General features: G+C 51.4%; 15 protein-coding genes. 7 read left to right on the plus strand and 8 right to left on the minus strand.

Features of this window, described 5'->3' with window-relative positions; all coding sequences use genetic code 11:
* Positions 1–658: aldehyde dehydrogenase family protein (locus KDM89_RS12340; RefSeq protein WP_212688243.1), on the minus strand; the 658-nt coding region annotated here is incomplete at its 3' end.
* Between the two features lie 78 nt (positions 659–736).
* Complete coding sequence (locus KDM89_RS12345; protein WP_212688244.1) at positions 737–1,828, minus strand: saccharopine dehydrogenase family protein; 1,092 nt, start codon at positions 1,826–1,828, stop codon at positions 737–739.
* 138 nt (positions 1,829–1,966) lie between these two features.
* On the opposite strand from KDM89_RS12345, the gene KDM89_RS12350 reads away from it, so the two are divergent.
* Positions 1,967–2,413: an Lrp/AsnC family transcriptional regulator gene (locus KDM89_RS12350; protein WP_189358103.1), complete on the plus strand. Its 447-nt coding sequence runs from the start codon at positions 1,967–1,969 to the stop codon at positions 2,411–2,413.
* 33 nt (positions 2,414–2,446) lie between these two features.
* Here KDM89_RS12350 and KDM89_RS12355 read toward each other — a convergent pair whose 3' ends face one another.
* Together KDM89_RS12355 and KDM89_RS12360 are read right to left on the minus strand one after the other, a co-directional pair.
* Positions 2,447–2,767: a hypothetical protein gene (locus KDM89_RS12355; RefSeq protein ID WP_212688245.1), complete on the minus strand. Its 321-nt coding sequence runs from the start codon at positions 2,765–2,767 to the stop codon at positions 2,447–2,449.
* Between the two features lie 80 nt (positions 2,768–2,847).
* Positions 2,848–3,132: a hypothetical protein gene (locus tag KDM89_RS12360; RefSeq protein WP_212688246.1), complete on the minus strand. Its 285-nt coding sequence runs from the start codon at positions 3,130–3,132 to the stop codon at positions 2,848–2,850.
* A 267-nt stretch (positions 3,133–3,399) separates the two neighbouring features.
* On the opposite strand from KDM89_RS12360, the gene KDM89_RS12365 reads away from it, so the two are divergent.
* Positions 3,400–5,187, plus strand: coding sequence for a hypothetical protein (locus KDM89_RS12365; protein ID WP_212688247.1), 1,788 nt, complete (start codon positions 3,400–3,402; stop codon positions 5,185–5,187).
* A 24-nt stretch (positions 5,188–5,211) separates the two neighbouring features.
* Here KDM89_RS12365 and KDM89_RS12370 read toward each other — a convergent pair whose 3' ends face one another.
* From KDM89_RS12370 to kbl, 3 genes are read right to left on the minus strand one after another with little or no spacing between them, the layout of a single operon-like run.
* Positions 5,212–6,591: an L-serine ammonia-lyase gene (locus tag KDM89_RS12370; protein WP_212688248.1), complete on the minus strand. Its 1,380-nt coding sequence runs from the start codon at positions 6,589–6,591 to the stop codon at positions 5,212–5,214.
* A gap of 43 nt (positions 6,592–6,634) precedes the next feature.
* Complete coding sequence (locus tag KDM89_RS12375) at positions 6,635–7,606, minus strand: NAD-dependent epimerase/dehydratase family protein (protein ID WP_212688249.1); 972 nt, start codon at positions 7,604–7,606, stop codon at positions 6,635–6,637.
* A gap of 44 nt (positions 7,607–7,650) precedes the next feature.
* Positions 7,651–8,856 carry a glycine C-acetyltransferase gene (gene kbl / locus KDM89_RS12380; protein WP_212688250.1) on the minus strand — a complete coding sequence of 402 codons (1,206 nt, stop codon included), beginning with the start codon at positions 8,854–8,856 and terminating at the stop codon, positions 7,651–7,653.
* 148 nt (positions 8,857–9,004) lie between these two features.
* Here kbl and KDM89_RS12385 point away from each other — a divergent pair, with 148 nt between their 5' ends.
* The 4 genes from KDM89_RS12385 to fdhD are packed head-to-tail and all read left to right on the plus strand — an operon-like array spanning position 9,005 to position 13,046.
* Positions 9,005–9,577 carry a helix-turn-helix domain-containing protein gene (locus KDM89_RS12385; RefSeq protein WP_212688251.1) on the plus strand — a complete coding sequence of 191 codons (573 nt, stop codon included), beginning with the start codon at positions 9,005–9,007 and terminating at the stop codon, positions 9,575–9,577.
* Positions 9,578–9,602: 25 nt separating this feature from the next.
* The gene (locus KDM89_RS12390) at positions 9,603–11,909 is read left to right on the plus strand and encodes an FdhF/YdeP family oxidoreductase (protein ID WP_212688252.1); all 2,307 of its coding nucleotides are present in this window, start codon (positions 9,603–9,605) and stop codon (positions 11,907–11,909) included.
* A 16-nt stretch (positions 11,910–11,925) separates the two neighbouring features.
* On the plus strand, positions 11,926–12,192 hold the full coding sequence (locus KDM89_RS12395) for a hypothetical protein (RefSeq protein ID WP_212688253.1): 267 nt from the start codon (positions 11,926–11,928) through the stop codon (positions 12,190–12,192).
* Complete coding sequence (fdhD, locus tag KDM89_RS12400) at positions 12,189–13,046, plus strand: formate dehydrogenase accessory sulfurtransferase FdhD (protein ID WP_329604662.1); 858 nt, start codon at positions 12,189–12,191, stop codon at positions 13,044–13,046. Before KDM89_RS12395 ends, fdhD begins: the two co-directional genes overlap by 4 nt.
* Before the next feature lie 459 nt (positions 13,047–13,505).
* Here the strand turns inward: fdhD and KDM89_RS12405 are convergent, their stop codons facing one another.
* A complete protein-coding gene (locus KDM89_RS12405; protein WP_212688254.1) occupies positions 13,506–14,312 on the minus strand; it encodes a type IV pili methyl-accepting chemotaxis transducer N-terminal domain-containing protein in 807 nt (268 codons plus the stop codon).
* A gap of 515 nt (positions 14,313–14,827) precedes the next feature.
* Between KDM89_RS12405 and thrC the strand changes: the two genes are divergently transcribed.
* Positions 14,828–16,288, plus strand: coding sequence for a threonine synthase (gene thrC / locus KDM89_RS12410; RefSeq protein WP_212688255.1), 1,461 nt, complete (start codon positions 14,828–14,830; stop codon positions 16,286–16,288).
* The last annotated feature ends 131 nt before the right edge of the window (positions 16,289–16,419 follow it).

Genomic DNA, 16,419 nt, shown 5'->3' on the forward strand with positions numbered 1-16,419 from the left:
CGCCGGTATCGCGGCCACCGATGATCAGTTCTGCCAGACCTTCCGGTGCATCGCTGCCGAAACGCTGTACCGCACGCATAAATAAAGCGTGGGTTGCAATCGCGGTCAGCGGTGTTTTTTCAGATGGCTTCCAGACCACGCTGTCGCCGCAGACAAAGGCCAGTGCAGCATTCCAGGCCCAGACTGCTACCGGGAAGTTAAACGCAGAAATCACGCCGACCACACCTACCGGATGCCATTGTTCCATCATGCGGTGACCAGGACGTTCCGAGGCAATTGTCAGGCCATATAACTGGCGGGACAGACCGACCGCGAAATCGCAGATATCAATCATTTCCTGCACTTCGCCCAGGCCTTCCTGCAGAATTTTGCCGGCTTCAAGGGTGACCAGTTCACCGAGTGCCTGTTTATGCTGACGCAGCTCTTCGCCGAACAAACGGATCAGTTCGCCACGGCGCGGTGCCGGTACGGTGCGCCATTGCAGGAAAGCCTGCTGCGCACGGCTGATACGTTCGGTCACTTGCGCTGGTGTATCGGCGCGCAGACTGGCCATGGTCGCGCCGGAAATCGGGGAAATACTGTGGATGTCGGTGCCGAGATATTTGCTGAGGTCAATCCCGAGTCGTTCAGTAACGTTTGAAAGCGTGGATTTATCCATGATGTTTTATTCCGCTGAATCAAAAAACGGCGGGAAGTTCTCCCGCCGGCAGGCATTCAGAATAGCATTATCTGAAGATTAATTTGCGTAGTACTGACCGAAGCGGTTGGACAGGAAATCTTTCAGATCAGTTTGCTCCTGACGTACCAGTCCGTGCTGCGGCAGTTTGCCGGTCACCACCAGATCAACCATTGCGCAGATACCGGAAGCAGTGGTCAGCTGAATTGCAGACAGCAACTGGCCATTGACTTCCTGCGCGTAGATTTTCTTCGCATAAGATTCCTGTTCCAGTCGACCATCACGCATGCCGACTACGCTGACAAATACCAGAACAACGTCCTGTTTTGTCATTGGAATTGCTGTTTCCATCACTTCTTTAAGGATTGGACGGCGCTCGAGTTTACCAAGTTGCAGATCGCGAATCAGCATTTTCACGATATCGCGATGACCAGGGTAACGAACAGTTTTGTAATTCAGATTCTGAACTTTGCCCTCAAGACTTTCGCACAAAGTGCCGAGACCGCCAGATGTATTGAATGCCTCGTAATCAATACCATCAAGCGAAAAATGTTCGATTTCTTCCAGTGCTGCGGTCTCACGTAATTCGCCGTCAACAATAGCTTCACATGGATTGCAGTACTCGTTGATCAGACCGTCGGTACTCCAGGTCAGATTGTATTTGAGTGCATTGTTAGGGAAGGTCGGTAACGCACCGACGCGCATGCTGACATCACGCAGCGTATCGAAGCGTTTTGCAACATCGTTTGCCACGATAGAGATAAAACCAGGTGCCAGACCGCATTGAGGAACAAATGCGCAGTCAGCGTCGTCCGCCAGTTGTTTTACAACACGTGTGCTCTCGACGTCTTCGGTCAGATCAAAATAATGGGAGTTGGCACGTTTCGCTGCTCCCGCGATAACAGGTGTCAGGAAGTACGGGCATGCAGATAAGGTAACCTTGTGGCCTTTGATTAATTCTGTAACCGCTTCCTGGTCGCCGAGGTCAGCTTTCACTGTACGGACATTCGGAAAGCCGGCTTTTTGCACATAGCTCAGACGCTCTTCGTCGCGGTCAGCAACGGTAATTTCATAATCGCCGGTATGCGACAGCAGATTCAGGATTGCATCGCCAATTTTGCCTGCGCCCAGCAGTATCAGTTTTGTTGCCATGATTTGTCTCCTTGATTGTTGTTTTTGCTGCTCAGATGACAGTCTATGGCGAAGTATTGTCAGATAATAGAGAGCATATTATCGTCAGATTGGTAGATGGTAAGACAGAATGATCATTCAATAATACATAATGTCAAAATGAAGCCCGAACTTGATGAGATCGATAATAAAGTGATGGCGCTGCTGATGGATAATGCGCGCCTTCCTGTAACGAGTATTGCGCGACAAGTAGGTATTGCGCGTACGACAGTAATTGCACGCATTGCTGCGCTGGAAAAACGCGGCATTATTGCTGGCTACGGGGTCAGGCTGAATCAGAAAATGGTGCAGCCAGCGGTTCGTGCTTACGTGGGGCTGTCAGTGGAAGCGAGATATGCCGCATCGTTAATCCGGTTTTTGCAGCAACTCCCGGAAGCAGAGACACTTTGTGCGGTCAGTGGTGCGATTGATTACATGCTGACCCTGCGTTGTGACACTACAGAAACACTGGACCGGCTGCTTGATCAGATTGGTGCGATGGATGGTGTACGACAGACTTCAACGTCGATCATTTTGAGTAAAAGAATCGACCGTGGGTCATTGTGATGCAAAAAAGCCGGCAAATTTGCCGGCTTTTGTTCAGGAATTCGGAGTACTTTTGATCTGGGCTTTTTTGTCAAAAGGCAGCGATTTTTTTGACCCGCTATCGCCGAAATGGACGTTAGATTGCTGGAGGATCTGCAGGTGAACTGATGCGCGGTCCAACCCTGAGCGATCCAGTGTGGACTGAGTCTGCGCTGTAGCGCTCGCACTGGCGTTGTCCTGGGTTGTGTCGCTCAAAACTTTATCAGGCTGACCTTGTTGCATAGATGCAGAAGTAATGGCAAAAGCATTAGTGCTGCAAATAACACCGAATGTCAGTACGCCACTTAAACAGATTATTTTGGATGGTATAAACATGATTGCCTGCAAACAAAAAGAGACAAACTGGTTAGACTACAACTGACACTGCACGAAACGATTGTGCCAAATGAATACTGCTAAACAAGAATGCCTTTGCGCAAAGTGCGGACAGCATCCGGTTTGGTGGGCAGAGGTGAGGGACTGCGATTCACTGTATCGGGTCTGGACTTTTTCCTGCTATTCGCCGGAACCCCGGATTTCCCTGCACGCTTAATGGCTTCATTATTTGCAATTTCTGCAAATTCAGGGTAGGTCACTGAAAGTGGACTTATCCCGGGCCGAAAGGCAACACCAAACGCAATAGTAGCAGTAATTAGTGCATTGGTTAACACTGCATTCGCAGATTTCGGTACAGTTTGCATAGGTATCACCTCTGTCCGCAGTAAAAATGGAGCGGAAATATTAGCGATCTCATATGCGGGAAGCGACGGACTTGCGATAAAACGCGGGAACAGATGCACGAAGTGCAAATTTCTAAGATGAAACAGAACATAAAAAAACTGAAGCACTGCTTTTTTATTGCTTTAATAGTTGTCGTTTTTTTGCCTGTGAGGGCGCAAACGATGACGAGGAAACCCGTTCCGACGCCGTTATCCTTAGCTGGTTTACCAGCGGGAAGCGATCCATTTATGAGAATCCGGGAAACAAATCTGCCGGATGTTGCCCGATACTGGCGTGAACAACAGGCTTACGGCTTGGCGACGCTGGGGCAGTTACCAACAGAGGAGGTGTCAGATGCAATCCGCAGCAAAAAGGCTGAACCGGTGTTTCAGTCGGTAGTTACTATGAGTACTGATGCTGTTTATTTTTCCGAGCGTGGGTCTGACAGCCGAGTACGGATAGTGCGGCGCGAATTCGAAAGTGGTAAGGAGTCTGTTGTCTGGGTAGCCAGCGACCAGCGCTGGCCCCTGAAAATGCATCTGTCTCCCGATAAAAAGCGCATGGCAATTTTGCTATCCGGTACTAGTTCTGACATATTGCTGACTCCTGTTTCTGATGAAGAGGCTGAGCCAGTTTTGCTGAAAGACGCAGATTCCGGCAGTGCGATGTTGTGGATGGATGGCGGTTCGTCATTTGTGTATCAGCCACGCCGCGATCCGAGAATAACGCAGGAGCTGCATTACATCCAGCTTGGAAAAAACAGCCTGCCAGCAAAAGTGATCAAGCGCTGGGAATATCACCAGGATTTGACGGTAACCGTAGTGGCGCAGCGGGATACAAAAGGCGTTCTGACCTGGGTTGAAACAGATGCTGAAGGCCGGCTTGTGAATATTCAGTCGGCAAATGCAGCGACTTTTGAAAAAAATGCCCCAGTCTGGAATAAGCAAAAGACAGTTGCCGGAAAAATGAAGCGATTGCTGGCAGACCAAAGTACTTTTCTTGTGATGGACAATGGTCAGCGTCAGATCTGGGAGTTGTCCGGTACGCCGCGAAAAATCTGGCAGGATGATCAGGGTAAAGCGCCTCTGATTTGTGCGGTTGGGGGTAAAAGTGCCTGGGTAAACGACCAGAACGGCAATTTGATTCGCATTAATTCCGAGGGAAAGCAAATGCAAGGAGTGGCATTGCCCGAGTCGTACAAGGCAGATGTCATATTGCCGGTGCAAGACCGGATTGCCGTTTTTATGCGTACCAGCAAAGGCGGCGAAGGGTGGGCGATTCTGCAAGATGGCAGGCAACCTGAGTGGTTGCAACTTCCTTCCGTCTCTGATCTTCCATTTGTGGGGGAGTGGCGCGGTCGTCAGGTCTGGCCAAAGCATAAAACTGCCGGATTACGCATCGTAACCGTTGCTGGTCAGGAATTAGATGGAAAACAACCGGTATTGGTGACAACGCAACTGGTTGCAGATGCTGAAATGCCACTAGCATGGCGCGGCTGGCTGAAACGTGGTGGCGTGATTGCTCAACTGGATATCAGAAAAGTCAGCAGCGGTGCTGTGGCCTCTGTCATAGATGAGGCTGTCAATTGGCTGATGCGCGAAGGATTAGGTACTTCAGGTGTTGCTTTTTATGCAGTTAGTGATCAGAAGCAGGTAATGGAATATTTGTTGCGTGCACCAGAAAAAATTTCTGCCGCTTTTGTCAGTGGACTACCCGACTTGCAACTGTCTGGCGACACCAGGCCAAAAGTTGATCGGGGCGCTGAGAGTGCTAATGGTGATTTATATAGTCTGCTGCGTCGCGATAAAACATATCCCGGTTTATGGCTGAATAGTTCCGGTACAGATGATGCGGTCGAACATTTGAAACTGGTTGGGGCGATGCAATTACTTACCCGGGGTGACAGGCCGCAATTCCTTACGCAGGGAGTAATGAAAGACCCATCGTCTGAAGAAGCGCAAACGAAAATTCTGGCGTTCTTATTGTGGCAAACGGGTGGCCTGAACCTGAAGTCAGCGCCACCCGCCGGCAAGTGAATCTGAGGGAATAAATATTCCCGATCAGCAAGCTGCGTAGTTGACAGTCACAACGTGTACTGCCAAACCACCCAGCGAAGTTTCTTTGTACTTCGCCTGCATATCAGCGCCAGTCTGGCGCATGGTTTCGATGACTTCATCCAGCGAGACTTTGTGATTGCCATCGCCACGTAAGGCCAGAGAAGCAGCAGTGATCGCTTTCACAGCGCCCATGCCGTTACGTTCGATGCATGGAATTTGAACCAGACCACCAATCGGGTCACATGTCATTCCCAGATGATGTTCGATGCCAATTTCCGCAGCGGCTTCAATCTGATCATTTGTGCCGCCCAGCGCGGCTGCCAGTCCGGCAGCTGCCATGGCGCACGCTACGCCGACTTCACCCTGGCAACCGATTTCTGCGCCGGAAATAGAAGCATTCTTTTTGCACAACATACCGATTGCGGATGCTGCCAGCAGGAAATTGCGGACACCTTGTTGCGGGTTGCTTGGTTTGCAGTCTTCCGCGTAGTAGCGCAGCACTGCAGGAATAATGCCGGCAGCACCGTTAGTCGGCGCAGTAACAACACGGCCACCAGCGGCATTTTCTTCGTTAACCGCCATTGCATACAGGCTCACGCGATGCATGCCGTCATGTGGTAAAACGTCGGTGGATTCATTCGCTGCCTGCCAGAGTTTCGCTGCGCGGCGTTGTACTTTTAAACCGCCTGGCAGTTCGCCTGTCATTTGCAAACCGCGTGCGATACAACCCTTCATCACAGCCCAGATTCTGTCGAGACCTGCATCGAGCTCTTCTTCAGAGCAATGCACCAGCTCATTTGCACGCAGCATGGCTGTCAGTGACAAGCCTGTACGTTTGCCGTGGGCCAGCAAATCCGCCATGGTCGCGAACGGATAAGGAACCGGTTTGCTGTCGGTGCTGACTTTGTCGTTGCTGGACAGTTCTGCTTCGGTGTAAATGAAACCACCACCAGTAGAGTAAAACACTTGTTCATGCACTGAGCCATCCTGACGGGTCAGCATCAGTTTCATGCCGTTCGGATGGCCCGGGAGCACTTCCTGCATGTGCCAGATAATATCGGTTGCAGGGTTGAAACTGATTGCGTACTCGCCGAGCAGGCGCATCTGGTGAGTTTCGGACAAACGGGCGAGTTTGTCTTCAATGGTATCAGGTGCTACGTCCTGTGGCGTTTCGCCCATCAGGCCGAGCAATACTGCTTTGTCGGTCGCGTGACCGGAACCGGTCAGCGCGAGCGAACCATACAACGCTGCCTGTACTTTGGTGACATTCTGCAAATTACCGGCTTCCACCAGAAACCGGCGCGCCGCCACCATAGGACCGACAGTATGGGAACTGGATGGACCCACGCCTATCTTAAATAAATCAAACACACGCATGTCCATCGTTGTCACCTCTCTGTTGTTATGGTTTGGTTATTTACGCTGCTTATGCAGCTTTGGTCTGATCCTCCGGTGTAACACGAATGTTTTGCAACATGCTTGTTACCAGTGCATCCAGACCGATTTCCGCTTTCCAGCCCCAGTCTTTACCTGCCTGACTGTCATCCAGACTCTGAGGCCAGGATGCGGCGATTGCCTGACGGCTGTCGGGAGCGTAGTGTATTTGAAATTCCGGTAAATTTTGTTTGATTGCTGCAGCCAGTTCACGTGGATTAAAGCTCAAACCGGCAACATTGTACGAAGAACGTACGGTCAGTTGTTCTGCCGGAGCATCCATCAGATTAACGGTCGCACGAATGGCATCTGGCATATAAATCATCGGCAACGTGGTTTCTGCTTCAAGGAAGCAGCTGTAGGCTTCACCGCGCAGGGCAGAATGGAAAATCGCAATCGCGTAATCCGTTGTGCCACCACCCGGAGGCGATTTGAAACTGATGATGCCCGGATAGCGGATAGAGCGCACATCAACGCCGTATTTCTCAAAGTAGTATTCGCACAGACGTTCACCGGCCAGTTTGCTGATACCGTACATCGTGTTCGGATCCATCACGGTGTATTGCGGTGTATTCACTTGTGGTGTGTTCGGGCCGAACGCAGCAATCGAAGAAGGCCAGAATACTTTCAGTGGTTTGCCGGCTTCTTTGCGTACGCGTGCGATTTCCAGAATATTCAGCAAACCGTCCATGTTCAGTTCCCACGCTTTGAGCGGGGCTTTTTCGCCGGTCGCGGACAGCAGTGCTGCCAGTTGGTACACCTGTGTGACCTGATACTGATCGATCACTGCATTCAGACGTTCTGCATTCAGTACGTCAACGACTTCGTAGATTTTCGCACCATATACATTGTTTGCACTGATGTCAGCAGCGATAACATTTTCCGCGCCGTGGCGGGTAGCCAGTGTTTCCACCAGTTCACTGCCGATCTGGCCATTTGCGCCAATTACCAGAATTTTTTCCATGAGAAACCTTTCACCTGAATAGTATATTTTTTTAAATATTTAATTTATTTGATCAGACCCAGTTCACGACCAGCCTGAGCGAAGGCTGCCAGTACTTTGTCGAGTTGTTCTTTGGTATGTGCAGCGGACAATTGGGTGCGCACACGTGCCTGACCCATAGGGACAACCGGATAGAAGAAACCAGTCACCAGTACGCCCAGTTCATTCAGACGGGCAGCAAAACGTTGTGCCAGAGGCGCATCAAACAGCATGACCGGAACAACCGGATGTGTGCCTGGTTTGATGGTGAAGCCCAGCGCTTCGATTTCGCGGCGGAAGTAATCAGTATTTTCCTGCAGACGATCACGCAGTTCAGTCGAGCCGGACAGACGCTTCAGTACGGCCAGGGATGCGCCAGCGATAGAAGGCGCCAGACTGTTGGAGAACAGGTAAGGACGGGATTTCTGACGCAGCGTTTCAATTACTTCTTTACGGCCTGCGGTGAAACCACCCATCGCGCCGCCCAGAGCTTTACCCAGTGTGCCTGTGATGATGTCGATACCGCCCATCACATTATGGTGTTCGTGTGTACCACGACCGGTTTTACCCATGAAGCCGGAAGCATGGCATTCATCGATCATGATCAGTGCGTCATATTTATCAGCCAGTTCAACGATTTTATCCAGTTGGGCAATCGTGCCATCCATGGAGAAGCAACCGTCAGTCACGATGATGCGGTGACGTTTGTCTTGTGCTGCCTGCAATTGCGTTTCCAGATCAGCCATATCGTTGTGGGTGTAACGGAAGCGGGCTGCTTTGCACAGACGGATACCGTCAATGATGGAAGCGTGGTTCAGTGCATCAGAAATAATCGCATCGTTTTCGTCGAACAGAGGTTCAAACACGCCGCCGTTGGCATCGAAAGCAGCTGCATACAGAATACAGTCTTCCACGCCCAGAAATTCAGCAATCGCTTTTTCCAGTTCTTTATGCACAGTTTGCGTGCCGCAGATGAAACGCACAGAAGATAAGCCGTAGCCGAATTCCTCAGTTGCTTTAATGGCAGCTTGTACTGTTTCTTCTTCGCCGGACAAGCCCAGATAATTGTTCGCACACATATTGATCAGCTCACGACCATCAGGAGCGCGCACAACTGCACCCTGACGGGAAGCAATCACACGTTCCGGCTTAAACAAGCCTTGTTCGCGCAACTGGTCGAGATTTACATTCAGTTTGCTGAAAAATTGTTGTCTGGATGCTTGTGTGCTCATGTTTGTCTCCGTCGGGTCTGCTGTTTGCGGGTTGTGCTGCTAAACTGTGGGTTTAGCAATTGTTCAAAATTCAGAAAAATTCGATATGTGGAACAAAAGTTCGATATATCGAATATTAAACCGCCTTTTTTAGTGGTGCAATATCCTTATGAAAAAAATTCTGCCTAACACGCCGCCGGAAGTCGGCGCCACGCTGCAGAAAATGCGGCTGGAGCGCGGGCTGACACTGGAAGACTTATCCCGTACCGCCGGTGTGTCCAAATCCATGCTGTCTCAGATCGAGCGTGAAAAAGCCAATCCGACGATTGCTGTTGCATGGCGGCTGGCCAATGCGCTTGGCGTCAGTATGGCGGAACTCCTGTCATCAGAAGGCCCGGCACCGGACCCGATCCGCTTGCTGGAATCCCATGAGACACCGACGCTGCCGGGTGAGCATGCAGGCTATGTACTCAGGATACTCGGTCCGATGGAACTTGCAGGATCTTATGAATGGTATGAGCTGACGCTGGCACCTGGCGGCGCACTGGTGTCAAATTCTCACGATCCGGGTGCGCATGAACATCTGACTGTGCTGAACGGCAGCGTGGAAGTGGAAGTGGACGGCGTGAAAAAGAAAGTCAAAGTCGGTGCCACCGCGCGTTATGACGCGGATAAAAACCATGCGATCCGCAATATTGGTAAGAGCGAGGCAAAAGCCTTGCTGGTTGTGATCCATCGCTGAGTTGTTTAAAGAACGGGAAGTTGTGATGAGCAAATCTGTGGTCAAAGTATATAAACGTCCTGCCGGTGGCTGGGGTGCGCTGAAAAGTGTGGCTTCGCAAATTATGGGGCAGGGCAATCCGGCAAAAGGTGTTATGACTTTATTGTCTGCCAATCAGCCGGATGGTTTTGACTGTCCGGGCTGTGCCTGGCCGGATGCGAATCACCGCTCCACGTTTGAGTTTTGTGAAAACGGCGCTAAAGCAGTTGCGGCTGAATCCACATCGCGCCGCGTCACCAATAATCTGTTTGAACGTTTTACTGTGACGGAACTGAATGCGCAAACCGATTACTGGTTAGAAGATCAGGGCAGGCTGACTGAGCCTATGCGTTACGACGCGGACAGCGACCGCTACGTTCCGGTCAGCTGGGATGCTGCATTTGACGACATCGGTGCGCAGTTACGCGCTTTGCCATCGCCGGATGATGCAATTTTTTATACATCAGGCCGCACCAGCAACGAAGCCGCTTTTCTGTATCAGTTATTTGTCCGTGAATTCGGTACGAATAATTTTCCGGATTGCTCAAATATGTGTCATGAGCCTTCCGGTACCGCGATGCGCGAATCCGTCGGCATCGGCAAGGGCACCGTGACCTTGCAGGATTTTGAACAGACAGATGCGATTTTTATCTTCGGACAAAATCCGGGCACTAATCATCCGCGCATGCTGGGTGAGTTACGTGCCGCTGCCAAGCGTGGTGCCGTGATTATCAGTTTCAATCCGCTGCGTGAGCGCGGTCTGGAAAAATTCCAGAATCCGCAGGACATCCGCGAAATGCTGGCGGGTGAAGCAACGGATATTTCCACCTCGTATTATCAGCTGACCATCGGCGGTGATCTGGCTGCAGTAAAAGGCATGATCAAGCATGTGCTGGAGCAGGATGCGCTGGCGGTAGCACAGGGACAGGCCAGTCTGCTGGATCACGCATTTATTGCGGAACACACCAGCGGTTTTGAAGCCTTGCAGCAGGATGTGGCGCAGGAATCCTGGGAAACACTAAGCGCGCAATCGGGTTTGTCGGAAGCGCAGATCCGTGCTGCCGCTGCCAGTTATCTGAAAGCAGAGCGCGTTATTGCTTGCTGGGGCATGGGCATTACTCAGCACCAGTATTCAGTGGCGACGATACAAATGATCACGAATCTGCTGTTGCTGCGCGGCCATATCGGCCGTCCCGGTGCCGGATTATGTCCGGTGCGCGGGCATAGCAATGTGCAGGGCGACCGCACCATGGGTATCCATGAAAAACCGGCACCTGCATTGCTGAAAAAAATTGAGCAGGTATTTGGTTTTGCCGTACCGCGCCACAACGGTTATGACACTGTCGGTGCGATTGAAGCGATGCGTGATCAGCCCGGTAAAGTATTTTTTGCGATGGGTGGCAATTTTGCCGCTGCGACGCCGGATACCGCAGAAACTTACCGCGCCCTGAAAAACTGCGCCCTGACCGTGCATGTGACCACCAAGCTGAACCGCAGCCATTTGATTCACGGAAAATCTGCTTACATTCTGCCTTGTCTCGGACGTACCGAGATTGATGTGCAGGAAAGTGGCCCGCAGGCAGTCACCGTGGAAGATTCTATGAGTATGGTGCATTTATCGACTGGTATGAATGCACCGGCTTCGGAGCAGTTATTGTCCGAACCCATGATCATTGCGCGTTTAGCGGTGGCGACTCTGGGCGAGCGCAGCAAAATCAACTGGCTGCATATGGTGGCGGATTACGATCGTATCCGCGACGCGATTGCAAACGTGTTTGAAGACTTCGCTGACTTTAATCAGCGGGTGCGGTTGCCGGGTGGCTTCCATTTGCGCAACAGCGCACGTTTGCGTGAATGGCGTACCGCAACCGGCAAAGCGCGTTTCATGCCGTTTGCGATTCCGCAGTCAATGACGCAGAAGTTATCGGAGCAGTACGCAGAAAACCTGTTCACGCTGGCAACGGTGCGTTCGCACGATCAGTACAACACCACCATCTACGGCATGAATGACCGTTACCGTGGTGTGTTTGGTGAACGCCGCGTGCTGTTCATTTGTGCAGACGATCTGAAAATGCTGAATATGCAGGCTGGTGAATGGGTCGATATTCAAAGCGTCGGCGAAGATAATGTGACCCGTGAAGCACAGCGCTTTTTGCTGGTGGAATATGCGATTCCGCGCGGTTGTCTGGCAGCGTATTTTCCGGAAACCAACGGACTGGTGCCGCTCGGCAGTTTCGCCGATCGTGCGCGTACACCGACATCCAAAGCGATTCCGGTGCGTCTGCGCAAACACCTTGCCATGAAGGCAGGCTGAACGTGTGGATAGCGCCGTGAATAACACAGACCAGGGTCAGTGGGAACTGGCCGGACAAATCTTAAGCGCACTGGCAGAAGCCGCAGAGCCGGTATCTGCCATTCGTTTAGCCAAGCGTCTGGGAACAGGGCAGAGCAGTCTGCTGCGTTGCCTGAATCTGATTGGTGAACCGCCGTTCGCTGCAACGGATGCGCTGGGCTGGGTTGCGCAAGTGCAGGACGGCGAAAGGCTGATGCTGAGCCTGACTCCGGCGGGACTGGCAGCGCTGGAGCAACTGGCGTGAGTAAGGATCTGGCACCGCAAGCAGTGCCTGATACTGCATTGCAGCCAGCGGAGCAGTCCGCAGCACAACAACAAACCGTCACTCGCTACCGCGCAGGCCAACCAGCCAACAGCGTGCAGGACTGGCTGGCGCAGGAAGTACCGGTTGCGATGGTGTACAACGGCATTTCACATGCAGTGATGATGGCGAGCCCCACCGATCTGGACGATTTCGGGCGCGGCTTTTCGCTGGCGGAAGGCATTGTCGATCATGCCGGACAAATCTATGATCTGGACATAAAACACACTGAAGAAGGCATTGCGCTGCATATAACGATTGCCAGCGCAGCTTTTGACCGGCTGAAACAAAAGCGCCGCAGTCTGACCGGACGCACCGGTTGCGGCGTGTGCGGGACGGAAAGTCTGGCGATGCTGGCGCAGCAAGTGCCGCCGCCAGTGCAGGGTGCAGATGTCTCACTGCAAGCATTGCTGCAGGCGTTGCAAGCCTTGCCTGAACAACAATCCATCAATCAGCTGACCGGCGGCTTACACGCCGCCGCATTTGCCGATGCCGCCGGAAACCTGCTGCTGGTGCGCGAAGACGTCGGCCGCCACAACGCACTCGATAAACTGATCGGCGCACTGCAAAGCCTGCCTGCGGACATACGCAGTCAGGGCATGGTGCTGATGACTTCACGTGCCAGTTACGAACTGATCGTCAAAACCTGCCGCGCCGGTATCCCGACACTGGCTTGTGTTTCCGCACCAACCACGCTGGCCGTGCAACTGGCACAGCAAAGCGGACTTTGTCTGGTCGGATTTGCCCGTGGTCAGGCTTGTGTTGTTTATGCGAATGCAGAGCGCTTTTGTGATTAATGGATGCTTTAAGCAGATCGTATCAATACAAACTGAGCGGTAAAAATGTAACTTAAAGCAAGGTTTTGGGGCGATCTGTGATCGCATCGCTGGTAACAGAATTGACTTTTTGCGGGCCGCGATATGTATCGATCCTTCGGTCAGGAACTGCTGAGATAGTTACGACAATGTACTGTCGAGATGGCTAAGAGCTTATATAAGACCACGCTGATTAAGTTAGCGTGCGTCGATGATGTGGCAAACTGCGGAACTGGTAACGCTGAAGTGGGTGATGTGGTTCAATCACTACCGCCAAAACGGAGGCGATCGTTCACATCATCCCTGTTGGAGTGACGGCTAAGTATTGTTAATAACTTTCTGGTTAAACCATGCTGGACTGACGCATACAACAAGTTTCTCGAAAATTCGGAACGGATCAAACACAGTGCCGGGTTGATTCTTGCTTTGATAAATCTTATGTTATTTGGATGCATCCAAATTCAAGCTTTGAAACAAGCTGGTCACAATGTCCATTTGATCGAGAATGCGTTCACTCGTAGTGGCAACGGTCGTTGCAAGTAATTGGCTGTTTTTTTCGCCTTGCTGTTGAATCGCATAATCGAAATACACCCATTGTTGCTGGGCTAACTTAATTTCGTCATTCAGGCGGCGCTGAGAGAGGCTACTCTTTTCTAACGCATCCATATTCAACAAAAATTCTTTACGCAAGGAAGCCAATTCCTTGGCAATCTCCGGATTGTTCAACTTCCACTGTTGCGCCTGATAGAGTTTTGCCATGCGTTGGGATAGCATGCGTTGTCGGCCTGCAATGTTCACAAGTTGTGCGCTCTTGCTATTGGCCTGAAGCTCAAATCGTTTCGTTACATCTTCGGTAGCGAGCAAAAGTTGATCACTCAACTTTAAAATTTCCTGCGCATCCCCGGTATTGGGCGCACGACCGATCAATAAGTCTTTATAGGCCAGCCACTGCTTCTCAATCTGTAGAAGCTGGGTCTTAATCTCGGTGGTTGGCGCGTACGATTTAAGTTCAATCAGTTGTTTATCAAAACTGGCGATCGAACTATCGAAAATTTTACGAGAATGCTCGACATCAACCTTCAGCCCCAATTGCAAGTAAGCCTTAGCAATTCGTTGCGATAGCATACGCAGGCGACCAGACTTATTGATGGCATCACTTTGACTCTGAATTTCAGAAAAGCAAGGTGTGGAAAACAAAAAAGCCCCGCAAAAAGAGACACTTGTCAATAAAAGCGTACGCCGGTCCATATGCAGTCACCCGTAACAATGAGGATAAGCCGATATCATGCAGTCGTAGCTCACAATCATAAATTGTGATTTCGAACTAGAGCAGGAAAATTGAAGAACTAGTTCTTATGGTTAAGTGAGTTGCCCGGCATAGATAACAAAGCATCGGTCTCAGGAGATGGATCAGGCTGAAAAGACGGAAGATGCACAACCTGAGTTTTGTGGTTTAACGTTCGGCATTTCTGATGATGACTTTCCGGAGATTAATTTTGATGCCTTCGGTAACAAAAGCTCATAAAACGTCAATCAAGTTTGTACCGGAGGTTGAGACTGGCAGTGTGCACTAAACCGCCATTTCGGCGAATTTGCGCCAGCTGGATTGCTCCCTTCCATACACCACACATTCGCGATTAATTGATGCTTTGAATGAATCGTGGATATATCTGACATTGCGTGAATAAGTGGCTTGGCAAGGCGGGTTTGGGCGATATAATGAGGCGCAATTCCTCTCGCTAACCTCCTGTTTCTGCTCACTTATGCAATACGCTTCCACACGCGGGCATGCCCCGCAGCAAACTTTCTCTCAGATCCTGTTAGGCGGCCTCGCATCGGATGGCGGCTTATTTTTGCCAACTATTTATCCGCAAGTCAGCGGTGAAGAACTGAATGCCTGGCGCGGCTTGTCGTATGCCGATCTGGCGTTTGAAATTCTGAAGAAATTTGCGACCGATATTCCGGAAGCTGATTTGCGTGAGATTACGCGCAAAACCTATACCGCCGACGTCTACAAAAATGCACGTGCCGGTGAAGATGCGGCGCAGATCACACCGCTGCGCACGCTGGAAAACAATGCGGAGCGCCATCTGGTATTGCAGGCCTTGTCGAACGGCCCGACGCTGGCATTCAAGGATATGGCGATGCAATTGCTCGGCAATCTGTTTGAATATGCGCTGGCGAAAGAGCTGGCAGAGCTGAATATTTTCGGCGCAACCTCCGGTGATACCGGCAGCGCTGCGGAATACGCGATGCGCGGCAAACGCGGTATCCGTGTGTTCATGCTGTCGCCGCACCAGAAAATGAGTGCCTTCCAGACTGCACAAATGTTCAGCCTGCAAGATCCGAATATCCTGAATATTGCGGTACAGGGCGTATTCGATGATTGTCAGGATCTGGTGAAAGCCGTGTCCAACGATCTGGCATTCAAGCAGCAGCAGAAAATCGGCACCGTCAATTCGATCAACTGGGCGCGGGTGGTGGCGCAGGTTGTGTATTACTTCCGTGGTTATCTGAGCGCTACGACGGACAATGCGCAGAAAGTGTCGTTCACTGTGCCATCCGGTAATTTCGGCAATATCTGCGCCGGCCATATCGCCCGTATGATGGGCTTGCCGGTTGATCAGCTGGTGGTGGCGACCAATGAAAATGATGTGCTGGATGAGTTTTTCCGTACCGGCATTTACCGTGTGCGCGCATCGGCCGAAACCTGGCATACCACCAGCCCGTCGATGGATATTTCCAAAGCCTCGAATTTCGAACGTTTCATTTTTGATTTGTTAGACCGCGATGCAGAGCGTGTGCGTAAGCTGTTTGCCCAAGTGGAAAGCCGTGGCGGCTTTGATTTGTCCGGCGGCGAAGGCAGCGATGGCGATGAATTCCGTAAAGTGGCGGCGTTTGGTTTTGTATCCGGTAAATCGGTGCATGCCGACCGTATCAACACCATCCGTCAGGTGCAGGCGAATTACGGCATTACGGTCGATACCCATACCGCCGACGGCATCAAAGTCGCGCTGGAACATGCAAAATCCGGCGTGCCGATGATCGTGCTGGAAACCGCGTTGCCAGCAAAATTCAATGAAACCATCCGCGAAGCGCTGGGCCACGATGCAGAGCGTCCGTCCGGTTTTGAAAACATCGAAGCCTTGCCGCAACGTTTTGTGGTGATGCCAGCCGATGTGCAGGCGATGAAGGATTACATCCGTCAGCATACCGGCTTGTAATCGCAGTATGCACCGCCTGCGCAGCAAGGTCTGCGCCAGCAGTCAGCAAGCATGGCCCGCCCTGATACGGCGGGCCGTTTTTTTACCCGCTACGATCAGGGGATTCTGCAGAAATCGTCATTTCCGTTTTC

It is taken from the genome of Cognatundibacterium luofuense (assembly GCF_018139685.1).
Classification (GTDB): Bacteria; Pseudomonadota; Gammaproteobacteria; order Burkholderiales; family Burkholderiaceae_D; genus Undibacterium; species Undibacterium luofuense.

Coding starts and splice junctions, on each gene's coding strand:
- KDM89_RS12385 (WP_212688251.1), top strand. CDS start 9,005: ATGAAAAAAATTCTGCCTAACACGCCGCCGGAAGTCGGCGCCACGCTG.
- KDM89_RS12405 (WP_212688254.1), bottom strand. CDS start 14,312: ATGGACCGGCGTACGCTTTTATTGACAAGTGTCTCTTTTTGCGGGGCT.
- KDM89_RS12365 (WP_212688247.1), top strand. CDS start 3,400: ATGAGAATCCGGGAAACAAATCTGCCGGATGTTGCCCGATACTGGCGT.
- KDM89_RS12355 (WP_212688245.1), bottom strand. CDS start 2,767: ATGTTTATACCATCCAAAATAATCTGTTTAAGTGGCGTACTGACATTC.
- KDM89_RS12345 (WP_212688244.1), bottom strand. CDS start 1,828: ATGGCAACAAAACTGATACTGCTGGGCGCAGGCAAAATTGGCGATGCA.
- KDM89_RS12370 (WP_212688248.1), bottom strand. CDS start 6,591: ATGGACATGCGTGTGTTTGATTTATTTAAGATAGGCGTGGGTCCATCC.
- KDM89_RS12350 (WP_189358103.1), top strand. CDS start 1,967: ATGAAGCCCGAACTTGATGAGATCGATAATAAAGTGATGGCGCTGCTG.
- thrC (WP_212688255.1), top strand. CDS start 14,828: ATGCAATACGCTTCCACACGCGGGCATGCCCCGCAGCAAACTTTCTCT.
- kbl (WP_212688250.1), bottom strand. CDS start 8,856: ATGAGCACACAAGCATCCAGACAACAATTTTTCAGCAAACTGAATGTA.
- KDM89_RS12375 (WP_212688249.1), bottom strand. CDS start 7,606: ATGGAAAAAATTCTGGTAATTGGCGCAAATGGCCAGATCGGCAGTGAA.
- KDM89_RS12390 (WP_212688252.1), top strand. CDS start 9,603: ATGAGCAAATCTGTGGTCAAAGTATATAAACGTCCTGCCGGTGGCTGG.
- KDM89_RS12360 (WP_212688246.1), bottom strand. CDS start 3,132: ATGCAAACTGTACCGAAATCTGCGAATGCAGTGTTAACCAATGCACTA.